The organism is Bacillus sp. S2(2024), from assembly GCF_050474045.1.
In the GTDB taxonomy this organism is placed as follows: domain Bacteria; phylum Bacillota; class Bacilli; order Bacillales; family Bacillaceae_G; genus Bacillus_A; species Bacillus_A yunxiaonensis.
Map to the genome: position 1 here is coordinate 3,410,257 of NZ_JBFLUS010000003.1, position 24,116 is coordinate 3,434,372.

The following is a 24,116-nucleotide window of genomic DNA, read 5'->3' on the forward strand; positions in this document are numbered from 1 at the left end:
TCAGTATTTTACTTAAAATTTCGGAGGTGCTGCTGCTAAATGACGCTTATGCTCTGAACGGGCATGAAGACGCTCAATGATAAGACGATCTTTTTCAGGAACTTCCTCACCTTTTAAATATTTGTCAATCATGTTATATGTTGTACCCATTTCATTTTCATCTGTTTGGCCTTCCCAAAGACCTGCGCTTGGTGCTTTATGTATAACTTCATCTGGCACCCCTAATGCTTTTGCCATTTCTCGTACTTCACCTTTTGTGAAATGAACAAGAGGTACTAAATCTACACCGCCATCGCCATACTTTGTGAAATATCCAGTATGCCATTCTGCCGCATTATCTGTCCCAACAACAAGGTAACCAAAATTGTTTGCAACAGCATATAATGTTGTCATACGAAGACGAGCACGTGTATTTGCATCACCTAATGTCGCACGTTCTTCATCCCATTTTCCATTTGACTTCAGTTGTTCTTCTACTGCACCAAATAATGTTTTATGTGTCTCTGTTAAATCAACGATATAATGATCAATTCCAGAGCTTTCTACAACTTTTAATGCGTCCTCTTGATCTTTTGGATTACTTTTACAAGGCATAATAACCCCTAAAGAATCATTTGGACATGCACGTTTAATTAAATGCGTTACAACAGCAGAGTCAATGCCGCCACTAATCCCAACAATAAGACCTTTTACATTTGCCTCTTTTACTTTCGTTTGTAACCACTCAATGAGTTTTTCAATTTTTTGTTCCATTTCTGCTACTTCCTTTCTCAGCAGGATTCATTTGTACTCATTTTACTATATTATCTAATCTTTTCCGAATTTCCAAACAGATTTTCACAAAAAAAGCCGTTCTGTATAAAAGAACGGCTCCTTGACACCCTTTTTAATTTTCCTCTTCTTCCGAATATGGTGTACCAAATACAGAAGGAGGATTTGGTGGATAATACATTGTACCAGGCTGTGGTGTATACGGAATATATGGATTTTGTTGATAAGATTCACGTGGAAAATATGGTACACCTGGCTGTGGACTATACAATTTTGGTTCATCATCACAGCCACAGTCCTCTTGTATTGGCGCAATTGGCGGTGCATTATTATCCATTGTTATAGGTGCGACATTTGGATTTGGCATAGAAGTGTATTGCATATCATATTGTGGCATGCCCTGCATTGGCGGCATACCTTGCATTGCCGGCATGCCGTAGTATGGATTTTGTTGATATGGCATTTGATAGTGTGGCTGTGGGTATGGTGATTGATATGGCATCTGTTGTGGGTATGATGGTGGGTATGGATACGGCATTGGTGCAAATGGTGGCATTTGATTACTTTCCATCATCGGCATCATATTTGGCATGTGGCTACTTTCCATCATCGGCATCATATTTGGCATATTGCTACCTTCCATCATCGGCATCACATTTGGCATTTGATTACTTTCCATCATTGGCATCATACTTGGCATTTGATTATTTTCCATCATCGGCATCATATTTGGCATATTGCTACTTTCCATCATCGGCATCATATTTGGCATATTGCTACTTTCCATCATCGGCATCATATTTGGCATATTGCTACCTTCCATCATCGGCATCATATTTGGCATATTGCTACTTTCCATCATCGGCATCATATTTGGCATATTGCTACTTTCCATCATCGGCATCATATTTGGCATATTGCTACCTTCCATCATCGGCATCATATTTGGCATATTGTTACCTTCCATCATCGGCATCATATTTGGCATATTGCTACCTTCCATCATTGGCATCATATTTGGCATATTGCTACCTTCCATCATCGGCATCATATTTGGCATATTGCTACCTTCCATCATCGGCATCATATTTGGCATATTGCTACCTTCCATCATTGGCATCATACTTGGCATTGGACTATTTTCCGTTATTGGCATCACATTTTGCATTGGACTATTTTCCGTCATTGGCATCACATTTTGCATTTGATTACTTTCCATCATCGACATCACATTTGGCATTTGGATATTTTCCATTATTGGCATAACACTTGGATGGATATTTTCCATTATTGGCATCGTAACATTAGGTGGGAGCACTTGTGGAATTTCTTTTGTAACCTGCGGTGCGACAACATTGCTTACATTTTCTTTTGTCACTTGTGGCGCGACGACATTACTTACATTTTCTTTTGTCACTTGTGGTGCGACGACATTACTTACATTTTCTTTTTTTACTTCTGGTGCGATGACATTACTTATATTTTCTTTCTTCACTTCTGGCGCGATGACGTTACTTATATTTTCTTTCTTCACTCCTGGTGCGACAACATTACTTCCTTTCATTTTATTTACTTGCGGAGCAATTAAATCGTTACCTTTTTTTATAATATCTGCAATTTTATACTCTTTTTTCGCTTTTACCGGTGGTTGCGGCGGCTGTGGTAAAATGTTTACGGAAAATTTTGTGCTCTCTTTTTGTTTTTCTACTTTGCTAACAACCGGTTGCTTCTCAACAACAGGTAGTTTTTCTACTGGTTTCTCTTTTTGGATAGGCTGTTCTTTTTGGATAGGTTGTTCCTTTTGTATAGGCTGCTCTTTTTGGATAGGTTGTTCCTTTTGTACTTCTTTTTGTGGTTTTACCTGCATTTCCTTCTGCGGTTTTTGCGCTGCTGGTTTTTCTGTAATTGGTCCAGCTTGTGAGACCTCCTCCTCTTCTTCTATACCAAGAGGTTTAGGTGCAACAGGAAATTCTTTTTGCTGCACTTCTTTTACATATTCTTTTGGAGGGACTGAACCAGCACCTGGATTTTTTTTAATCGGAACACTGTTAGATGGTACTTTAATTTTCATGCCAGGCATAATTAAATCTGGATTACTGAGCTGTGTATTCGCTGCTTTTAATGTTTCAAAATCCACCCCGTACTTTTTCGCAATTTTCCAAAGGGTATCCCCTTTTTGCACGATATGAATTTTCAAATTTTCCCCCTCCTGTATAACTTATCTATAATAAAGTGAAACTTCCATCAGTGGAGTTTTTCTTCATCCCCACTAATGGTTAGTTGAACCAATCGGGCTTTTACAGACAGCTATCCCCACCTATCTTCCTAAGAAAAGCGGAAGCGGCTCGTTCAGAATCGCAGGACGCCCACGCCTAAGGAAAAGATGCGCTTTTTGCCTCGTCCGAGGGGGCGAAACGACCGGAGATTCTAGCCACTAGAGCTGGACAATGCTTTTCTCTGAATCTTGAGGTGAGGAGCTTACTGTTCACGAATAGCGAGATAAAAACGAATATTAACACAATGATTGCTTCAACACAATGTATGCTCACGAAAGCAGAATTATGTACAAAAGAAAAAGCAACGGAAATCCGTCGCTTCTATGCTCGCTCTAACATTCTGTTTAGCGCAAGTACCGCTTCTTCTGTTATTTTTTTATCTACTTGAATTACATTTACATGCTCGCCGCGCTCGATTGCTTCAAGCGCCCATAGTAAATGTGGTAAATCAATACGGTTCATCGTTAAGCATGGACACATAAATGGATTTAATGAAATAATTTCTTTATCTGGATGCTGTTGAATAATACGATTAACTAAGTTCATTTCTGTACCGATTGCCCACTTACTTCCAGACGGAGCTTTTTCAATCATATCAATAATATATTTTGTTGAACCTGCATAATCAGAAGCTGCAACAACTTCATAACAACATTCTGGGTGAACAATAATGTTCATATCTGGATGGTTTTTTCTTACACTTTCAATATTCTTTACAGTGAAATTTTGATGGACGGAACAGTGCCCTTTCCATAAAATAACCTGAACGTCTTCTACATTCCCATCATATTCTAATGAATCTGTGTGTGGATCCCAAACCGCCATTTTTTCTAAAGGTACCCCAAGGTCATATGCTGTATTACGTCCTAAATGCTGATCTGGTAAAAATAAAATACGCTCTTTTTGTGTAAATGCCCATTTCACCATTTCTTTCGCATTAGAAGATGTAACAGTTGCACCGCCATTTCGGCCGCAAAATGCTTTAATTGCAGCAGTTGAGTTTACATATGTTAACGGAAGCATCGTATCTCCAAATAATTGCTGTAACTCTTTCCAAGCTCGCTCTGTTTGTTCGATATCAGCCATATCAGCCATAGAGCATCCAGCTCGCATATCAGGAAGAATGACAATTTGTTCATCTGTTGTTAGCATATCAGCTGTTTCGGCCATAAAGTGAACACCGCAAAACACAATATATTTCGCTTCTTTGTTGCGTGCAGCTACTTGTGCAAGCTGCAAGGAATCTCCCGTTGAATCTGAAAATTGAACAACCTCATCTTTTTGATAATGATGCCCCGGAATAAAAAGCTTTTCTCCTAGCTTCTCTTTAATTTCACGCACACGCTCTTCCATTTCTTCTATTGACATTGTTTGATAACGATCTGGTAACATCGTTTCAATCGGTTGCACTGTTTCTAAAATACTCATCTGTGAAGTCCCCCTCTTCCCTTCTCTTAATCACACTTCAATGTTGAAACTAATATCTAACGCTTTAACAGAATGAGTTAGTAATCCTAACGAAATGTAATCCACACCTGTTTGACCATACTCCGCCAAATTCTCAATCGTAATCCCACCTGAAGCCTCTGTAACAATTGCACCTGGTACGAGCTTGCAATATTCGCTCACTTCTTCTGGCGTACGATTATCAAACATAATAATGTCTGCTCCAGCAGCAACTGCTTCTAGCACTTGTTCTTTCGTTTCTGTTTCCACTTCTACTTTTACCATATGTCCAAGCTGCTCTTTCACTGTTGTTACCGCTTTTGTAATCGAGCCAGCGAACGCAATATGGTTATCTTTAATCATGACACCATCGTATAATCCGAAGCGATGATTATAACCACCGCCGCATACAACGGCATGTTTATCAAACATACGAAGCCCTGGCATTGTTTTTCTCGTATCACAAATGCGTGTATGATCGCTGCCGAGTGCAGTAACTGCCTTTCTTGTCATTGTTGCTACGCCGCTCATGCGCTGAATTACATTTAACACAACACGTTCAGCTGTTAATAAAGAAGCAATCGGTCCTTGTACAGTAGCAAGGATATCTCCGTTTTTCACCATATCTCCGTCTTTTGCATGGAGTGTAACTTCAATACGATTATCTAATAATGTAAAACCTTCCTTAATCACATCAACTCCTGCAAAAACACCCGTATCTTTTACAAGAAACGTTCCCCGCGCTTGCAAGTCGTTTGGAAAAATAAGCTGCGATGTTACATCTCGCTCCCCAATATCTTCTAGAAAAAATTGTTTCAATGCCTCTTTTACTTTTAATGTATTCATAGAACCCCTCTTTCCCTTCGTTAAGCGAATTGCAACATATTCTTTTTCATTACAATTTCGCACGTCCCGTTACTACGCTTTGGAAAATCACTGCGATAATGACCGCCAATACTCTCTTTTCTTTGCAGTGCAGCTTTTGTTAGTAACTGGCAAACAGTTAGCATATTAATAATTGTTATATCTTCATTTGTAAGGTCTTCATATGGAAGCATTTTACTATATGTTCCATACTGCTCTAGCCATTGCTTCGCATACGATAAACCTTCTTCCGTGCGTACAATCCCAACGTATTTCATCATCAGCTCTTGTATTTCTTCTTTTCGCGGCAACTGTATGTGCGGTAACTCACCTTGTACTGCTCCATCGCTATTCACGATTTGCGGCTCAATATTTGCTAAAATGTGTTCCCCTACACGTTTTCCAAATACAAGGCCTTCTAATAACGAATTACTCGCAAGGCGGTTCGCACCATGTACACCATTACATGCAACTTCACCCACTGCATATAAACGATTGATCGATGTTTCCCCGTTACAATTTGTTTTTACACCGCCCATATGAAAATGAGCACCTGGTACAACTGGAATATACTTATTTTCCATGTTAACGCCATTCTTTTTACATAAAAAAGAAACAGTTGGAAAACGCTCTTCAAAGTTTGAAATAGATGAGATATCTAAGTACACCATTTCACCAGCTAACATTTGTTCATGAATAGCACGCGCGACTACATCACGCGGTGCAAGGTCTTGTTGTTCATGAATATGCGTCATAAACCGCTCTCCTTTTGCGTTTCGAAGAATAGCACCTTCTCCGCGCACCGCTTCTGACACAAGACCGCAGCAATCCCCATTTACATATAGCATCGTTGGATGAAACTGTACAAATTCTAAATCAACAAGTTTTCCTCCAGCTCTATATACCATCGCTACCCCATCGCCTGTAACCGTACAATCATTGGAAGTGAATGTATACACTCCGCCAATACCACCTGATGCCAGTACGACACACTGTGCGTAATATTTTTGTATATTTCCTTTACTATCACGTGCAACAACACCATGACAAGTTTGATTCTCTATTATAAAATCCAAGACCATTTCTTGTTCAACAACTGTCACATATGGAAGTACTTGCTCTGCAAGATGCTCTAGCAAATTTTTCCCAGTCGCATCCCCGCCCGCATGTAAAATACGTCGTTTTCGATGCGCACCTTCTTTTCCAAGATGTAATCCTTGCTCATCACCGTCAAAGCGCATACCGTTATCTAGTAAGGTTTTCATTTCTCTTGGCCCTTGCTCTACTAAGTAACGAACAGCTTTCCTATTGTTATAATGACATCCTGCTGTAAGCGTATCTTCATAGTGATCGTCTGGATGATCGTATGAAGCAACTGCTGCTGCAATCCCGCCTTGCGCCAAATTTGTATTGTTATTTCGTCCTGTTTTCTTTGTGATAATAATCACATTCTTTTCGTGACAAATTGTTTGCGCAACGCGCAGCGCTGCAACCCCGCTTCCGATAATTAAGACATCTGCATTTGGCATTTTCATTGCCTCCTACTTTACACTTTTCAACTGTCTTGACACCTATATTTACATATATTTAAAATAATAACAAGAGCTTTTTATAAAATGATAAGAAAATCTTATAAAGAAAGGGCTATGCTCTATGATATATATGGATTATGCTGCAACAACACCTATGAGTAAAGAAGCGCTAGAGACGTATACAAAAGCCGCTGAACATTATTTCGGAAATGAACAAAGCTTACATGATATTGGCGGTACCGCCTCCTCATTATTACAGTCTTGCCGCCAAGCATTTGCTACGATGATTAGTGGGAAAGAACAAGGAGTCTTTTTTACGAGCGGCGGATCAGAGTCCAACTATCTCGCGATTCAATCATTACTAAATACTCGAGACGGAAAACATATCATTACAACACCTATGGAACATGCATCTATCCGAAATTACTTTCACCTTCTTCAAGAGCAGGGCTATGAAATTACTGAAATCCCTGTAGATCGCTTTGGCATGATTCAACTTGATGCACTCGAACGTTCTATTACAGAACACACTGTACTTGCGAGCATACAACATGGAAACTCTGAAATTGGAACGCTGCAACCAATTGCTGAAATTGGGGCCATTCTTCAAAAACGTAACGTCTTATTTCATACAGATTGCGTGCAGACATTTGGGAAAATACCAATCGATGTGACTAAGATGAACATTGATAGTCTCTCTGTTTCTGCTCATAAAATTTACGGTCCAAAAGGGGTAGGAGCATGCTATATAAATCCACAAGTTCGTTGGGGGCAAGTATTTCCTGGCACCTCTCATGAAAAAGGATTTCGTCCCGGCACCGTGAATGTCCCTGGCATTGCTTCGTTTATTACAGCAGCACAGCACATGGTAAAGAATCAACAAGTGGAAGTAACTCGTTTACAAGAATTACGAGCATACTTTATCCAGCAATTACAAGCCATTTCACACGAAATACAACTTGAAGGCCATTCTACTTCTTGTTTACCACATATCATTGGGGTTACAATAAAAGGAATAGAAGGCCAGTATACAATGCTAGAGTGCAATCGCCGCGGTATTGCTATTTCAACAGGAAGCGCTTGTCAAATCGGAAAACAGGAGCCTTCTAAAACAATGCTTGCGATTGGAAAAGAACATGAAGAAGCAAAGCAGTATGTCCGCTTTTCATTTGGACATCAAACAACAACAGAACATATTGATGCAACAATCTATGCACTTATAGCAATCGGAAATCAATTTAATAGAGGTGTTAATAGTAAATGAGTCAAAATAAACAAAAAAAGATTTTAGGAGAGGAAAGGAGACAGCTCATTTTAGAATGGCTTCTCGCCGCAAGTAAACCATTGTCCGGCAGTGAATTAGCAAAGAAAACAAACGTAAGCCGTCAGGTCATCGTACAAGATATTTCTTTATTAAAAGCCCGAAATGAACCTATTATTGCAACAGCGCAAGGATATTTATATTTAAGACCGTCAGAAAAACAACATACTACATTCGAGCGCATTATCGTTTCCAATCATCAGCCATCACAAGTACGCCAGGAGCTTACTCTACTCGTTGACCATGGAGTTACAATTAAAGATGTAAAAGTGGAACATCCAGTATACGGAGATTTAACTGCTTTAATTCTAGTAAGTAATCGATTTGAACTCGAACAGTATTTAAAAAAAATTGAAGAAACAAAAGCGACTTATTTATCTCAACTTACAGATGGAATTCATTTGCATACAATTGAAGCAGATTCTATTGAAAAGTTAAATGCAGCTTGTGAGGCATTAGACCGAGCTGGATTTCTTGTTCATTAAAAAAACGCACAGAGAATTTTTACTATCTCTGTGCATTTTTTTGTTTTTATCCATGCTACAATAGAAAAAAATGATGGGAAGGGAGAAAATATATGGGAATCGAACTCATTCACTTTAGCATCGGAAAACCAAAAACAATCCAATATGCAGAAGATAAAGAAATGACAACCGGCATATGTAAACAGCTTGTTGAGGATGCTTTTTTATCAAAAGATGGCTTTCAAGGAGACGGTGTTGCGGACTTACGTTTTCACGGAGGGCCTGATCGTGCCGTTTGTGTCTATCCTTACGAACATTATCAGCTGTGGGAAAACGAGTTTCATACATCACTTCCTACATCTGCATTCGGAGAAAATGTAACAGTTACAAATATGTTAGAGCAGGACGTTTGTATTGGTGACATTTATCAGCTTGGAGATGCAATTGTTCAAGTAACGCAAGGAAGAATCCCATGTAGTACAATTTCGAAACGACTCGGCATTTCTGGTATTTTACCTCGCATTGTCGAAACTGGCTATACTGGATATTTATGCCGCGTTTTGCAAGAAGGAACGGTTCGTAAAGATTCACAAGTTACATTACTCGAACGTCAGCCACAGCAAGTTTCCATTTTATTCGCGAACGAAGTCTATTTCCGAGGACAAAAAGATGTAGATGGCATGGAAAAGATTATCGCAGTTCCCGAACTCGCAGAAGATTGGCGAAAATCATTGACCTCACGGCTTGAAAAATTAACATAGAAAATCCCACTGCATGCGCAATGGGATTTTCTTTTTCACACCCAATAAGAGGAATAGCTCCCAAGTAATGTGACAGAAAAGCCAAGTGCTTCTAACTCCATTCTCACTCCTGGAAGCAGGACATCATCATACTCTTTCTCCACATCAATTAAGAAAAAGTAATTGCCGAGGCCTGTTTTCATCGGACGAGACTCAATTTTGGAAAGGTTTAATTTTCTCCATGCAAATGCGGATAACACTTGATATAACGCGCCTGCATAGTCTGAAGGTAACGTTACCATAAGCGTTGTTTTCGTCCCGCGGCGCTCCCCATTTCTCGGTAATTCAACTTGTTCGTTCTTATGCAATACGAGAAAACGCGTATGATTATTTTTATGCGTATGGATATCACGCTCGACAATAGATAATCCATATTTTTCAGCTGCAGCCTCATTTGCAATTGCCGCAATTTTTTCTTCTGGATGTTCCATTACAAACTGCGCGGCAGCGCTTGTTGATGTCATATCACGCACCGTCACACCTTTTAATTCTTGATTTAAAAACTTATGACACTGTGCAATTGCATGTGGATGAGAATGTACTGCATATACGTCTTTCCATACTTGTGCATGCTGCGGATGAACGAGCAAATGTTGCTGAACAGGTACTGTAATTTCGCCAACGATTGGCAACGTTTGCTCATGTACAAGATAATCAATCGTAATATTTACTGAGCCTTCAATCGCATTTTCCAGCGGTACAACGGCAAAGTCTACAACATCATTTGCTGCTGCATCTATACAATCTGGAATCGTTCGATATGGTACATGTTCAGCCTCAGGAAAGAAGCGACTCACCGCCATATTTGTAAATGTTGCTTCTGGTCCTAAATAGCCAACTCGAATCGTCATCTTTTCCCCTCTTTTTCGTTTTCTTACTGTTATACCATAAACATCTATATTCTTCTACCTATTTTTAGAATATTAAAACAAAAAGGCTAGCAAGAGCTAGCCTATATGTTTCATATATTCTTTTTGTGCAAAAAAGAAATAGAGTATACACGCGATGAGATAAACTGCAATGATCTCTAAAACGAGTCCAAATGATTTAGATAAAAAAAAGGCAACATAGTACGTATGCAAGGCAACTGCACTATGTATGCTTCCTAATAAAACGGGGAAAAAGAATAGAACCCCTAGTTGCCAACGTGAAATCTTATATATTTCTTGCTTTGTCATCCCTATTTTTAAAAGAGCTTGATATTGCATGCGGTCATATTCAATATTATGAAACCATTTAAAATAAACTGTGCTACAGGATGCAAGAAAAAAGAGTACACTAATGAATGAACCGATAAATAATATAAGATTCCCTCCGTCTTTCATCGCCTTATATATATATACATTATTACGTGTTACTGCTTCTTTCCCTTTTGAAATGTGAGCTTGTAATTCTTCACCTAATTTTTCTCTATTCTCCCAATTTCTTAATTCATATCCGCTATATACATATTTTTCATGGTCAGGAACTTGACGAGAAAGCTTTTGAAAATCTTGATTATGCATAACGAGAAATCTGCCGCTACGCTGACTACTATCCGTATTAAATACATTTCCTTCATATGCTCCGTTATATGCAAATTGATATATTTCTCCTAGCGCTTTAAAATTTATATACTTCTTATGATGCCGAGGCGGAACATCATAATTACCATAATAAACAAATGTTACGGTTCCTTCTTTCGGATGCACCAGCTGCTTCGACTGCCTGTTTGCTTCTCTATTATACTCATCTTCGCTAATCACAGTTGCATAAGACTCTTTATTAGAATCTAACTGAAATATTACCGGGATTCCAACAAACGTTGCATAACGAAAATCATTGACACCGTGCTTACGAAACAGATTTTCAACCGTTTCTTTCTCCATTACTTCCTTAGAACCAATTCCTTTTTCAACATATGAGAAAGCATGAGGCTGATTGTAACGAAGTTGTTCTTTCATACTTAAAAAAAATAAATAGACTGAACCTGTAGCTGTTACTACTATCGTTGTTAACATAGATAAAATAAAGAAAAAACGTCGATTATCTTTTACTGTATGTAACAACTGATTGACAACGAATAAATACGGATAATGATACATCACACTCTTTCTATTTTTAATCCTTTGTAATACTTGAATCGTACCATGTGTGCATACAAAATATGTACCAATTGTCGTTAAAATGGAAACAGGTATAAAATACAAAGCAATATTCATCATCGTCACTTTTGTTGTTAAACCATAGCCAATTCCTATACAGACGAAACCGAACCACCAAAGCCACTTCTTACTTTTTGTTTCCTTCTTTCCTTCCTGAATTTCCTTTAATAAATGAATGATGTCGATTTTCCATATACGTAGTGCACTAAAAATTGATAAAAAGAGAAACATAGTGACGTATGTGATAATCGTTATAACAACAGCTTTTAAACTAAAAATAAACGACAATTGATCCGGCATATTAAGCAATAAACTAAAAATCATAAAAAATAACTTTAAAAATAGCAGACCTATCCCTATCCCGGCAAAGCTCGCAATGAGCCCAACTGCAAGTTGCTCCATTATCATCATACATATGACATTTACTTTCGTAGCTCCCATTAATATAAATAGCCCAAATTCTTTTTTACGGGATTGTATAAAGATCGAACTAGAATAAAGAATGAATATAATGGAAAAAGCAATTACAATCACATCACACACAATAAGGCCCGACTGTACCCCCTTATACAAATCACCCGTTTTCATGTAAGGATGCAAAATAATAGATGTGTACATAAAAAAGGCAAATACAGAAAAACAACTACTTAAGAAAAATATTTTGTAGTTGTGCCAATTCCCTCTAACATTTTGAAAAGTAAGTTGATAAAACTTCACCTTTCTCCCCCCTAAAACCCGTTACATACGTAAAAAGCTAGGAAGTCCTAGCTTTTTACGTGCTTTAAATATCCTCTTTGTGCAATGGCAAAATATAATGCGGATGCTAGTACGTATGCTGTAATAATAACCGCTCCTGACTTCCATAAGTCTAAATACAACATGTTCCCTAACGTATATAATGCAAACCCACTATGCAGAATACCTATCAAAATCGGAATAAAGAAAATTGCTCCCATTTGTCTAACTGCAATTTTACGAATTTCTTGATCCGTCATACCAATTCGTTTTAAAGAATGAAATTGAATACGATCTTGTTCTTTATCATTAAACCACTTAAAGTATGTCATACTGCAAGCAAAGAAGAAGAACAATATTGTTATGAAGAAACCAATAAACATCGTAATCGCACCATTTTCTTTTACACTTTGATAAATAAGAATAGAATTATCAAAATTTGCTTTTTTATCGTCGGCGATGTGACCTTTCAATTCTTTCACGAGAGCCTCCGTATCTTTCCAGTTCTTAATATAATAGCCGTAATACATCATCTTTTCTGTATCTGGGACAGCAGCTGCATACTTGGCGTAGTCTTGCTCATTTACAACAAGTAAACTATCAGCATTAAACACCGCTTTTGTATATGGCTTATTTAACTTCAGTTCATATGATTGATTTTGTACTTTAAATGTAAAAGGCTTCGTTGCATCAAATTTCATGAGTTCATTCATCATATCCAAAACAACCATTGTGCCAGTTCCAGGCTGATTATGTATCTCTTCCTGTTGTTGCTTTTTCGCTTCTGTATTAAATTCTTTCTCAGAGATAATTCTCATATTGAATTCCCGATCTTCATTCATCAATTTCATATGAAATGTTCCTGGCACTTCGGTTACAGTTACTTTTCGCGCTTGTTCAAAGTTATGTTTTTTGAGCAGCGTTTGCATTGTTTCTTCTTTCATCACTTCATGAGAGTTTACCCCTTTTTCCTGAATGGAAATAGCATGTGGTGTATGCTCCGCCACTTTTGCACTCATATCTTCAAAGAAGACATATAACGTCCCCATTGCCGATGCAACAATTGCTGTGATGATCGAAACAACAAATAGAAAACGTGCGTTATCTTTCATCTTATAAACGAGATTACTAATAACAAACAAATTCGGCTGCTTATAAAAAAGTGACTTTCTCTTTTGCAATGCTTTTAATAAAACAACGCTTCCTTGTGTGAATAAAAAATAGGTTCCGATAATCGTTAAACCAACAATTGGAAGGAAGTACACCGTAAGGTTCATGAACGTTACTTGAAAACAAAGAACGTAAGCAACGATAATACTTAGTAATCCGGCTAAAAATAACCATGTAAACGAAAACGGCTCGACTCTTTGTTTTCTTGCATCGCGAAGCAGATCAATAATTTGCAATCTCCATATCGCCCATAATCCAAATAATGATAAGACGAAAAAGAGAATCAAATATACACCGGCAGTGATTACGATCGCTTTTCCATTCCAGACAAATGGCAATGCTTTTTCAATTCCTATTACAGCACTTACTGCTTTAAAAAAGAGTGGTAAACCGAGCATACCAAGAGCAATTCCACTGACAATTGAAATGCATCCAAGAATCATTTGCTCTAGCATAATCATTCTTCCTAATTGTCCTTTTGTCGCACCAATTAAAGTGAATAACCCTAACTCTTTTTTACGAGCCCGTAAAAAGATGGAGTTGGAGTATAAAATGAATAACCCGGAAAATAAAATAACAATATAATTACATGTCTCTAATCCTTTTTCAACACGCATTTTCTCACTAATATTACCATTCACGACATCTGGATGATAAATAAACGAAGCATACATAAAGAACACAAAAATCGATAAACAACTACTAATTAAAAACGCTTTATAATTACGCCAATTTCCTTTGACATTATTAAACGCGAGCTGGCGAAAGTTCATGGTACTCTCCCCCTAGCATCGCAAGTACGTCTAATATTTCTTGGAAGAAGGCTTGTTTTGTTTCTCCCTTATGAATCTCTGAGAAAATTTCACCGTCACGAATAAATAAAATACGTTCACAATAGCTTGCCGCAACAGGATCATGCGTTACCATTGCAATCGTCACTTTCTTTTCTTCATGAAGTTCCTGCAGAGCACCCATCAATGATTTCGCTGATTTGGAGTCTAAGTTTCCTGTCGGTTCATCAGCTAAAATTAAAGTCGGCTGATGAATAATTGCCCGTGCTGCTGCCGCACGTTGCTGCTGACCGCCTGATACTTCGTACACTTTTTTATGTAAAATTCCCTCTATGTTTAGAAACTTTGCAATTTCTAATACTTTCGCATCAATTTCTTTCACAGGACGATTTGCCATTACAAGTGGCAAAATGATATTTTCCTTAATGGATAACGTATCAAGTAAGTTGAAATCTTGGAAAATAAACCCTAAGTGTGTACGGCGAAACGCTGCAAGTTTTGTAGCACGCATTTGACTAATTTCTTCACCATTCATATATACATGGCCAGATGTTGGCTTATCAATTGTCGCTAGTAGATTTAGAAGCGTTGTTTTCCCGCTTCCTGATGGTCCCATAATACCGACAAATTCACCTTCTTCTATTTTAAAGTTAATATTATTTAGTGCTGTTGTCGTTACCGAACCTTTTGATTGATATACTTTTGTTAAACCTTTTACTTCAAGAACACTCATTTTACATCCCCCTATGTATTTTCTTCTTACTTTTACTATAGAAAAAACGAGGAAAAGTAACGAGTGATTTCCCTTACAAAACGGTTTGTTATCTTACAATTTTGTCATTTTCCTCATCATTTGATGATATCCTTTATCTTTCGAAAACTGGAACGTAAATGTTGTCCCCTCATTCTCTATCGATTGTACAGAAATTCCATGACTAAGATGCTCACAAATTTGTTTTGTAATATACAATCCCATTCCTGTCGCTTCTCTTGTTTTCCGTCCATTGACTCCTGTAAAAAACGGTTCAAAAATCCGCTTTATATCTTGTTTTGGAATCCCTATTCCGCTATCACGAATATGTAATGTAATGACACTGTCTGTTTCTTCTATCTGAAATGCAATTTCTTTTTTCTCTTTTTCTGTAATTCTTGTATACTTCAGTGCATTCATCACAATTTGATTGATTGCAATACTAAGCCATTTTTGGTCTGAAGCTACCATATACTGCTCTTTACGAAAGATAACTTTCGGATATACAGAAGATTGAATAAATGCTTTTTTATGCTGGTTAATACTATCACGAACAATATCCACCACATTAACTTCTTCTATTTTATAATCTTTCCCAAACTGTTCGAGGCGTGCCATATGAAGTGCTAACTCTAACCCCTGTAAAATACGATTATTTTCTTCACGAATACTTTCAATCGTATCTCTTGCTTCGCGGTGCGTTTGTCCAAGTTTTTGCAGCAATAGTTCAATGACAGATACCGGCGTTTTCATTTGATGAATCCACTGGTTCATAAAGATCGTTTGCTGCTCTCCTTTTGCTTGTTGTTCATGCACTTCATTCATGTATTGTTGTCTTAGGAGAGAAAAGGCTTCTACAATCGTTTCTTGTTCGTATGAATATGACGAACTGATTGATAAAGAATGATGCAACTCGTGTCCCTCTGCAATATAATGCTCTACTTTTTGCAAGAAAACTTGTCTTTTCCGGTAATCATACATAAGAAAGCAAGCAAAAACGACGATTGATAATAAAAATCCATATAGCCAGGTAGTCCAATTTATAGATTGTTTCTGCAAAAAAGCTTGCAGCTGCAAGACAAGACCAAATAGAACCACACTCATGATGTAAGAAACAAGCAATGCAGTGCGGTCCATCACATACTTTTTAAGATTCATGTTCATTCACCCAGTTCGTTAGGAGCGCATATCCATAGCCCCGTTTCGTAACAATTGCATCGCTAATACCAATCTCCTCTAACTTTTTACGAACACGCTTTACATTTACAGTTAAGGTATTGTCATCAACAAAAGCAATTTCATCCCATAACGCTTCTAATAATTCTTCTCTCGTTACATATTGATCCGCTTGCTTCATTAAGCATTCTAATAAATAATACTCATTTTTTGTAAGCTCCACTTGCTTTTCTTGCCACTCTACCATATGCTGTGCTGGAAATAAAAGTAACCCACTGACTCCAAAGTAATCACTTTCCGCCCCAGAAGCATATTCACCATACACACGGCGCAGTGCACTTTTTACTTTTGCCATGACAATATCTAAATGAAATGGCTTCGTAATGTAATCATCTCCACCATTTTCAATTGCCATCACTTGATCCATTTCTCCTGTCCGTGCAGAAACGAAAATAATCGGCGCATTAGAAATAGTACGAATTTGACGGCACCAATAAAAGCCGTCAAAGTATGGTAAATTAATATCAAGTAAAACTAAATGAGGGTTCACTTTTGCAAATTCATCTTTTATATGACGAAAATCTTGCACGCGAAATGACTGATAACCGTATTTCCCTAGATGCCCTTCTAAAATATCAGAAATTTTCAGATCATCTTCTACAATTAATATTTTATACATCCAATTCCCCACTCCCTTTTTAAAAGCAAATAAAGGCACAATTACTACGTGCCTTACATCTACCCATTTTCCATTATAAGGGTAAATTTCCATTTGAGGAGATTTTTTTACTTTGGCAAATAAAAAAGACTGCCGTATTTCGGCAGTCTTTAGTCGATAAATTCAAATTCATATTCAAGAATTTTTACAATATCGCCGTCTTTTGCACCGCGCGCGCGGAGTGCTTCATCAATGCCCATACCGCGCATTTGACGAGCGAATCGGCGCACAGATTCATCACGAGTAAAGTCTGTCATCTTGAATGTTTTCTCAATGTCATAACCAGAAATGACAAATGTACCATCGCTTTCACGTGTAATCTCAAAATTAGAACCTTCAGCCTCAAATTTATACATTACACTTGCATCTGATTCACTAATTACTTCATGCACTGGGAATTCTGGTGTTGTTTCTATTAGATTTGCTACTTCAAATAGTAAATCACGAACACCTTGACGCGTTACCGCAGAAATAGGGAAGATTTTCACTTCATCTCCCACTTTTTCTTTGAACGCTTGTAAATTTTCTTCTGCATCTGGCATATCCATTTTGTTCGCAACAACAACTTGTGGACGCTCTGTTAGACGCAGATTATATTCTTTTAACTCGTTATTAATCGTTACGTAATCCTCATATGGATCGCGTCCTTCTAAACCAGACATATCAATCACATGAATGATAACGCGTGTACGTTCAATATGACGTAAAAATTGATGTCCAAGTCCAACACCTGCGTGTGCACCTTCAATCAATCCTGGAAGGTCTGCCATAACAAAGCTGCGGCCATCACCTGTTTCAACTACTCCAAGGTTTGGAACAATTGTTGTAAAGTGGTATTCGGCAATTTTCGGACGTGCTGATGATACAACAGACAATAATGTTGATTTACCAACGCTTGGGAAACCAACAAGTCCAACATCAGCTAACACTTTTAACTCTAGTACTACTTCACGTTCTTGACCTGGCTCCCCGTTCTCAGCGATTTCTGGAGCTGGGTTCGTTGGCGTCGCAAAACGTGAGTTCCCGCGACCACCACGGCCACCTTTTGCGATAACTGCTGATTGCTCATGCGTTACTAAATCCGCAAGAATTTGACCAGTAGCTTCATCTTTTACAACTGTTCCCGGCGGAACCTTTACAATTAAATCATCCGCTTTACGGCCATGTTGGTTTTTACTCATTCCATGTTGACCACGATCTGCTTTAAAGTGACGCTGATAGCGGAAATCCATTAATGTACGTAATCCTTCGTCTACAACGAAAACAACATCGGCACCTTTACCACCATCACCGCCTGCTGGGCCACCTTTTGGAACATATTTCTCACGACGATATGCAACCATTCCGTTTCCACCGTCGCCGCCTTTTACATATATCTTGACCTGATCTACAAACATTATTTCACCACACTTTTTTCTAGTATTTGTAATATAACCGAAATTTCTTCATCTCGTACTGTATAAGAAATGGAAAACCATTTATTATGCTGTTGAGCAAGCCATTCTTTTATTTCTTGTACATCTGTTAGCTTGCCACGAAAATCAAAAAAGAAACGAGCATCCTCATCGTCACATTCAACTGTGATACAAACATAATTTTCAACATAAACGTCTAAACTATGCTCAAGCATTCGGAAAAATTGAGCCGTCCATATAGAAACACTCTCATCTAGATGTGATAAATTATGTATCTTTCCTAATACTTCGTACTCCAACAAGCACGGGTGCTGTTTCCAATTATATGTTAAAATCCATTCTGAAAACTTGGGCATAGAAAGCCCAATCAGATTCGATTCTTGTCTCGCTTCTTGGACAAAACGATCGATGAGCCCATGAATTTCTTCCACTCTTCCAAGCGAAAGATTTCCTTTAATCATCTGCATACGATTGAGCCAATCATGTCTCGAATGGCGCAGCGCATCTATAATTGTCCATTTTTCCTTCATCCATATACCCCTTTAATATAGAAAAACTCTAACCTGCACCCAGGTTAGAGCTTTCCGTGAGTTTCTTATGCTTCTTGAGCAACAGGATATACGCTCACTTGTTTGCGGTCACGGCCAAGACGCTCGAAGCGTACTACGCCGTCAACTTTCGCGTATAATGTGTCATCGCCACCACGACCAACGTTAACACCTGGATAAATTTTTGTACCGCGTTGACGGTAAAGAATTGATCCACCTGTTACGAATTGACCGTCTGCACGCTTAGCACCAAGACGTTTTGCGATAGAGTCACGACCGTTCTTTGTGCTACCTACACCTTTCTTAGATGCGAAAAACTGAAGATCTAATCTTAACATACGTTACACCTCCTGCACTTTTTCTATTAATCGGATATATTTTCCGTAATCAAGTTCGATCGTTTTTAGCGAAACAACCATGCCCTCTAACAGAAAACAAGCTTTTTCTTTTATAGAATCATCTAGATCACTAGGCAATTCATACTTTAAGAATCCGCCATCTTTTCCAAGTTCAATAGTTGCTTGCACATTACAAAGTGATTCCACAGCATTTATAGATCCAAACACAACCGCCGTCGTTCCAGCACAGACAAGATCTTGTCCATGCGGCGCAAAGTTGGCATGCCCGGTCATTTTAAATGATTGGATACTTCCTAATTTCGTGCGATTAATCGTAATTTTAATCATGACAACCCGAATTAAGCGTTGATTGCTTCAATCACTAATTTCGTGTATGGTTGACGGTGACCTTGTTTTTTACGATTGTTCTTTTTCGCTTTGTATTTGAAAACGATAATTTTCTTAGCGCGACCTTGTTTTTCAACTTTCGCAGTAACCGTTGCACCTTCTACAACTGGGCTACCAACTTTAACAGTTTCGCCACCAACGAAAAGAACTTTGTCAAAAGTAACAGTTTCACCAGCTTCTACGTCTAATTTCTCTACGTAGATTGCTTGACCAGCTTCAACTTTAATTTGTTTTCCACCTGTTTCGATAATTGCGTACATAATTGCACCTCCTCATAATTACTAAGACTCGCCAAAACGAGGTAGACATACAATGTCTTTTTGGAACCTGTCCTGTGCGGTTGTAGTATATAGCCGTTTAGGTGCTATAAACTATAACATAGAGATGTTATCACGAAACACTGCCTATTGTCAATGAATGTTCTACTAACTATTTTTTCAATGCACGTATTTCTTCCTTTGTTCCAAAGCGTTGAATCTTATAACGCACAGCTTCTTCATCAATAAAATAAATTTGCAACGATACATTACGTTGCAGTTCCTTCTCAAAAAAGATTTTTTGTACATTAGGATGGGCAGCAATAAGAACCGCCTCATCGTCTGTTCCATTATAAACAATGAGTTCTCTCTCTAACTCATATGCCACCGTTTCATGTGATAAAACATAACCGCTATTTTGACAAATCGTGCAATCTGCTAATAAAACATCACGAAGCGATTGCTTTTTTCGTTTTCGTGTCATTTCTAAAATACCAAGCTCAGTAAATCCTAATACTCTTGTATAAGTGTGGTCTTTTTCTAAGTTTGACCTTAAGATTTCTCTTATTTTTTCTTTTTCATCGCGGCGCTTCATATTAATAAAATCAATTAAAATCATTCCGCCAATATCTCGAAGTCGCAGTTGCCGTGCGATTTCTTTCGCTGCCATTTCATTTGTGCGCAGCACTGTATCTTGTAAATTTTGTTTTCCGGTGAATTTCCCAGTGTTTACATCAATTACAGTCATCGTTTCCATTTGCTCAATGAGTAAATACGCTCCGCTTGGAAGCCACACAACCTTTTGCAGCGCTTTCTCAATTTCACGATCAATTCCATAGCGAGCAAATAAGGGTGTCTTCTCACTAAAAAAGGTAACTTTCTCTTCACCTATTCTCTCTTTTAATTCTTGTATCATCCCACGCTGATCTACAATCACTTCTGAAACCGTCTCTACTGGTATCTCTTGAAATATCCGATCTATAAAACTAGAAGGAGAATGAACAAGAATCGGTGCTTTTCCTCTTTGTTCTTGTGTTTTCACAAGCTCAAACTGAGACTGAAGACGTTGCATCTCCGCTTGTACATCTTCTATTTGTACCTTTTCGCATGCAGAACGAAAAATAAATCCACCTGTTTCTTCTAGTGCAAGAAGTTGTTCTCGTTTTCTCGCATCTTTTATTTTCCGGGAAACGGCAAAAACTGTGTCGTAGGGCATATACACGACATATTTCCCGGTGAATTCTATATTCGCTGTTATTTTTGGCCCTTTCGTATCAATCGCTTCTTTCACAACTTGTACGAGGAGTGCTTGTCCTTCGTGCAACCGCATAGATGATGGCACGTTTTCATACGACAAATAAGCATGTTTCTCCAAACCAATATTAACAAAGGCAGCATTCATACCAGCTATCGTTCGCATAACACGCCCAATATATATATTTCCAACAATTTGTTCTTGTTCATTTCGTTGCCATAAAAGTTCTACAATCTCTTTCTCTTCTTCAACAGCAACTCGTTTTTCCGAACCGATGTAGTTTATGTATAGCTTCTTCAAAGTATATTCCTCTCTTTATCCTTTTTTTATACCATAATAAAAGGTTAGTGTTATCGTCAACACTAACCAATTAACTCTTCTATAGATGATGTTGTTCTTTTTTCTGTAAAATATGCGTAAAGTAATTCATTTTCATCTAGTGTATATTGATTTTTATGATCTCCTTGTATGATAATTGAGTGTTTATATCCTCTTCGAAACTGTGTGAAAATATGATATAGACTCGTTTCTTTTTCAACTGTAATAGCTGTAACTTTTGCAATTTCTCGTTTTTTCCCGTAGTAGCGCTCTAATAAGAATCTCATAAATGCATAACGACGTTGTTTCCATTCTTGAAATAAAGAGAATACTAAAAAAAGAAGTAATGTCCACATCATTACATTCTTACTATTCCAGAAAAGTTGCAGCAAAAATACAGCACTAAAACAAGCAATTGATATTTTCATCATGATGTTATGTGCCTGTACAAATGGAAAGCGATATGACAATATATTTAGGACAATCTTCCCTCCATCAAGAGGCCAAATCGGCAGTAAGTTAAAGCACAAAATAATTATGTTATTCCACATAAAAAAATGATAGAAGTCTTCTCCCATCCAACCTACTGTGTACGACAAATAAGCAGCAGCTAACATCCACACATGTTGAATAGGCCCCGCTATAATGACAATCAATTCTTCTTTTAATGGCTTATTTCCATGCTCATCAAGCTCAGCCACCCCGCCAAATGGCAATAACTGAATTTGTTTAATGCGCCATTTATAATGGGCTGCAGCTACTGCATGACCTAACTCATGAATAAAGACAATGAAAAATAAAATTAATAATTCTTTAAAACGAGCTGTAAAAATCGCAATTGCCATAATCCCCCAAAACAATGGATGAATGGTAATTTTTGATAAAATCTCACTGTATTTACTCAAATGAAATCACCTGAATTGGATCAATAAATTTTTCATTCTTTTTAAAAGCAAAATAAAATTTACCATTTTTACCATTTTTATCATTACCAACCGTTCCAATTTTTTGTTTTTTTGCTACATAATCATATAATTTAACTGATGCTTCTCCTAAATTTCCATACCATGATTCCGTACCATCTGCATGTTGAACCTGAACGATATTCCCAAATCCTTCTTTTTGGCCAGCGAAAACAACAATTCCTTCATTCACTGATTCCACAATTGCATTTGCTGCTGTTTGTACAAATACACCTTGCCCGTTCGCATGAAAACTTTGCATCACTTTCCCTGAAGCAGGAACAGCATAATCCTTTTCTTTCTGAACCGTTTTCTTTTCACTAGAAGATAAAAATGACAGTGGCTTTCCAAATTGCGTTTCATACCACTTAGAAACAGATGCAAATTGAAATTCTTTTTCCATTGCTTGTTTGACAGTTGTACGCGTTCCTTCAAGAGAACTCGTTGTATTTTTAAATAAGATCGCTACGACAAGAACAAGAATTGCAGATAGTAGTAACTTAAAAAGAAATATTTCTTTGCGAAAAAAAGGGTGTGTTTCTTCTCCTTCCTCTATAAGAAGTGGTGTACATTCTTGCTCTTCATATGAAAATATTTCATCTTCTTCTGTTCTTTCCTGCTGTGCTTTCCTTTTAGCAATGCGTTTTTTAATTTCTTCTACTCGCTTATTTCTCATCCTGACCCCTTCCTCTTTCAATCAGTTTGTACATATGTATGAGTTGTCCGGGAAAGATATTCATGGGAATGAAATGAAACTTTCCCCCTCTTAACTAACGTCCTTACCTTCTGTTACATGTTAAAATGGGTGAAGTTTGATTAACAAAACAAAAAGCACTCCGCATATATGCGAAGCGCTTTTAACGTATTCCGAAGAATTTTTTCATTTTCGTGAAGACCGATTCTTTTTCATTTTCAAGCGGCTGCAATGGTACATTTTCCCCAAGCAAACGTCTTGCAATATTTCGATAAGCAATTGATGCTTTTCCATTCGGTTGCAATGCTACAGGCTCTCCTGTATTCGTTGCTCGAATAACTGCATCATCATCTTCTACAACACCGAGTAACTCGATTGAAAGCGTACGTACAATTTCATCTACATCCAACATATCTTGTTCATGTAGCATATGACTGCGCACACGGTTAATAATTAATTTCGGTGGCTCGATATCTTCTTTTTCCAATAGTCCGATAATCCGATCGGCATCGCGCATTGAAGATACTTCTGGCGTTGTAACAACAATCGCTTTATCGGCACCTGCCACAGCATTTTTAAAACCTTGTTCAATACCAGCTGGGCAGTCAATTAATATGTAATCATAGTCCTGGCGTAATTGCTGTATTAATTCTTCCATTTGTTCAGGTGTTACCGCTGATTTGTCGCTCGTTTGCGCTGCAGGTAATAAATAGAGTTCATCGAAGCGCTTATCTCTAATAAGAGCTTGGGGTAAACGACAACGCCCTTCAACAACATCAACAAGATCATATATAATACGGTTTTCCAGCCCCATTACTACGTCTAAATTTCGCAGACCGATATCTGTATCAATCAAACATATTTTTTTCCCAGATAACGCCAAGGCTGTTCCAATGTTTGCAGACGTTGTAGTTTTTCCTACTCCGCCTTTTCCAGATGTAATAACTATTGCCTCTCCCACA

The 24,116-nt window shown here is 37.8% G+C and carries 23 protein-coding genes and 1 other annotated feature; of the genes, 3 read left to right on the forward strand and 20 right to left on the reverse strand.

What is annotated here, in order from left to right:
* Window positions 1-12: 12 nt before the first annotated feature.
* From nadE to nadB, 5 genes are all read right to left on the reverse strand, one after another.
* Window positions 13-753 carry an NAD(+) synthase gene (nadE, locus tag AB1284_RS17305; protein WP_429753740.1) on the reverse strand — a complete coding sequence of 247 codons (741 nt, stop codon included), beginning with the start codon at window positions 751-753 and terminating at the stop codon, window positions 13-15.
* Window positions 754-886: 133 nt separating this feature from the next.
* The gene (gene safA / locus AB1284_RS17310) at window positions 887-2,968 is read right to left on the reverse strand and encodes a SafA/ExsA family spore coat assembly protein (RefSeq protein ID WP_429753739.1); all 2,082 of its coding nucleotides are present in this window, start codon (window positions 2,966-2,968) and stop codon (window positions 887-889) included.
* Between the two features lie 400 nt (window positions 2,969-3,368).
* A complete protein-coding gene (nadA, locus tag AB1284_RS17315; RefSeq protein ID WP_429753738.1) occupies window positions 3,369-4,475 on the reverse strand; it encodes a quinolinate synthase NadA in 1,107 nt (368 codons plus the stop codon).
* 30 nt (window positions 4,476-4,505) lie between these two features.
* A complete protein-coding gene (gene nadC / locus AB1284_RS17320; RefSeq protein WP_429753737.1) occupies window positions 4,506-5,339 on the reverse strand; it encodes a carboxylating nicotinate-nucleotide diphosphorylase in 834 nt (277 codons plus the stop codon).
* A 20-nt stretch (window positions 5,340-5,359) separates the two neighbouring features.
* Window positions 5,360-6,886 (reverse strand): L-aspartate oxidase, encoded by a 1,527-nt coding sequence (gene nadB, locus AB1284_RS17325; protein WP_429753736.1) that lies wholly within the window; start codon window positions 6,884-6,886, stop codon window positions 5,360-5,362.
* 124 nt (window positions 6,887-7,010) lie between these two features.
* Here nadB and AB1284_RS17330 point away from each other — a divergent pair, with 124 nt between their 5' ends.
* From AB1284_RS17330 to AB1284_RS17340, 3 genes are all read left to right on the forward strand, one after another.
* Window positions 7,011-8,153 carry an IscS subfamily cysteine desulfurase gene (locus tag AB1284_RS17330; protein ID WP_429753735.1) on the forward strand — a complete coding sequence of 381 codons (1,143 nt, stop codon included), beginning with the start codon at window positions 7,011-7,013 and terminating at the stop codon, window positions 8,151-8,153.
* Window positions 8,150-8,695, forward strand: coding sequence for a transcription repressor NadR (locus AB1284_RS17335; protein WP_429753734.1), 546 nt, complete (start codon window positions 8,150-8,152; stop codon window positions 8,693-8,695). Before AB1284_RS17330 ends, AB1284_RS17335 begins: the two co-directional genes overlap by 4 nt.
* A 92-nt stretch (window positions 8,696-8,787) precedes the next feature.
* The gene (locus AB1284_RS17340; RefSeq protein WP_429753733.1) at window positions 8,788-9,435 is read left to right on the forward strand and encodes an MOSC domain-containing protein; all 648 of its coding nucleotides are present in this window, start codon (window positions 8,788-8,790) and stop codon (window positions 9,433-9,435) included.
* A gap of 35 nt (window positions 9,436-9,470) precedes the next feature.
* Here the strand turns inward: AB1284_RS17340 and pheA are convergent, their stop codons facing one another.
* The 15 genes from pheA to minD form a co-directional block, all read right to left on the reverse strand.
* Complete coding sequence (gene pheA / locus AB1284_RS17345; RefSeq protein ID WP_429753732.1) at window positions 9,471-10,325, reverse strand: prephenate dehydratase; 855 nt, start codon at window positions 10,323-10,325, stop codon at window positions 9,471-9,473.
* Window positions 10,326-10,421: 96 nt separating this feature from the next.
* Window positions 10,422-12,335, reverse strand: coding sequence for an FtsX-like permease family protein (locus AB1284_RS17350; RefSeq protein WP_429753731.1), 1,914 nt, complete (start codon window positions 12,333-12,335; stop codon window positions 10,422-10,424).
* Window positions 12,336-12,382: 47 nt separating this feature from the next.
* Window positions 12,383-14,296, reverse strand: coding sequence for an ABC transporter permease (locus AB1284_RS17355; RefSeq protein ID WP_429753730.1), 1,914 nt, complete (start codon window positions 14,294-14,296; stop codon window positions 12,383-12,385).
* Window positions 14,271-15,047 (reverse strand): ABC transporter ATP-binding protein, encoded by a 777-nt coding sequence (locus AB1284_RS17360; protein WP_429753729.1) that lies wholly within the window; start codon window positions 15,045-15,047, stop codon window positions 14,271-14,273. Before AB1284_RS17360 ends, AB1284_RS17355 begins: the two co-directional genes overlap by 26 nt.
* A gap of 93 nt (window positions 15,048-15,140) precedes the next feature.
* Window positions 15,141-16,223, reverse strand: coding sequence for a sensor histidine kinase (locus AB1284_RS17365; protein ID WP_429753728.1), 1,083 nt, complete (start codon window positions 16,221-16,223; stop codon window positions 15,141-15,143).
* Window positions 16,213-16,920, reverse strand: a complete 708-nt coding sequence (locus AB1284_RS17370) for a winged helix-turn-helix domain-containing protein (protein WP_429753727.1) — start codon at window positions 16,918-16,920, stop codon at window positions 16,213-16,215. The genes AB1284_RS17365 and AB1284_RS17370 overlap by 11 nt, the downstream gene beginning before the upstream one ends.
* Before the next feature lie 149 nt (window positions 16,921-17,069).
* Complete coding sequence (obgE, locus tag AB1284_RS17375; RefSeq protein ID WP_429753726.1) at window positions 17,070-18,356, reverse strand: GTPase ObgE; 1,287 nt, start codon at window positions 18,354-18,356, stop codon at window positions 17,070-17,072.
* Window positions 18,356-18,904 carry a Spo0B C-terminal domain-containing protein gene (locus AB1284_RS17380; protein ID WP_429753725.1) on the reverse strand — a complete coding sequence of 183 codons (549 nt, stop codon included), beginning with the start codon at window positions 18,902-18,904 and terminating at the stop codon, window positions 18,356-18,358. Before AB1284_RS17380 ends, obgE begins: the two co-directional genes overlap by 1 nt.
* A 65-nt stretch (window positions 18,905-18,969) precedes the next feature.
* Window positions 18,970-19,260 (reverse strand): 50S ribosomal protein L27, encoded by a 291-nt coding sequence (gene rpmA, locus AB1284_RS17385; RefSeq protein WP_369902463.1) that lies wholly within the window; start codon window positions 19,258-19,260, stop codon window positions 18,970-18,972.
* Window positions 19,261-19,263: 3 nt separating this feature from the next.
* On the reverse strand, window positions 19,264-19,608 hold the full coding sequence (locus tag AB1284_RS17390; RefSeq protein ID WP_429753724.1) for a ribosomal-processing cysteine protease Prp: 345 nt from the start codon (window positions 19,606-19,608) through the stop codon (window positions 19,264-19,266).
* 11 nt (window positions 19,609-19,619) lie between these two features.
* A complete protein-coding gene (rplU, locus tag AB1284_RS17395; protein ID WP_020059958.1) occupies window positions 19,620-19,928 on the reverse strand; it encodes a 50S ribosomal protein L21 in 309 nt (102 codons plus the stop codon).
* 14 nt (window positions 19,929-19,942) lie between these two features.
* Window positions 19,943-20,020 (reverse strand) — a sequence feature (ribosomal protein L21 leader region).
* Between the two features lie 77 nt (window positions 20,021-20,097).
* Window positions 20,098-21,480 carry an Rne/Rng family ribonuclease gene (locus AB1284_RS17400; protein ID WP_429753723.1) on the reverse strand — a complete coding sequence of 461 codons (1,383 nt, stop codon included), beginning with the start codon at window positions 21,478-21,480 and terminating at the stop codon, window positions 20,098-20,100.
* A 62-nt stretch (window positions 21,481-21,542) separates the two neighbouring features.
* Window positions 21,543-22,403, reverse strand: a complete 861-nt coding sequence (locus tag AB1284_RS17405) for a M50 family metallopeptidase (protein WP_429753722.1) — start codon at window positions 22,401-22,403, stop codon at window positions 21,543-21,545.
* Window positions 22,396-23,136 carry a peptidoglycan DD-metalloendopeptidase family protein gene (locus tag AB1284_RS17410; protein WP_429753721.1) on the reverse strand — a complete coding sequence of 247 codons (741 nt, stop codon included), beginning with the start codon at window positions 23,134-23,136 and terminating at the stop codon, window positions 22,396-22,398. Before AB1284_RS17410 ends, AB1284_RS17405 begins: the two co-directional genes overlap by 8 nt.
* Before the next feature lie 181 nt (window positions 23,137-23,317).
* Entirely contained in the window at window positions 23,318-24,115 is a 798-nt protein-coding gene (minD, locus tag AB1284_RS17415) for a septum site-determining protein MinD (RefSeq protein WP_230573848.1), read from the reverse strand.
* Window position 24,116: the final 1 nt, after the last annotated feature.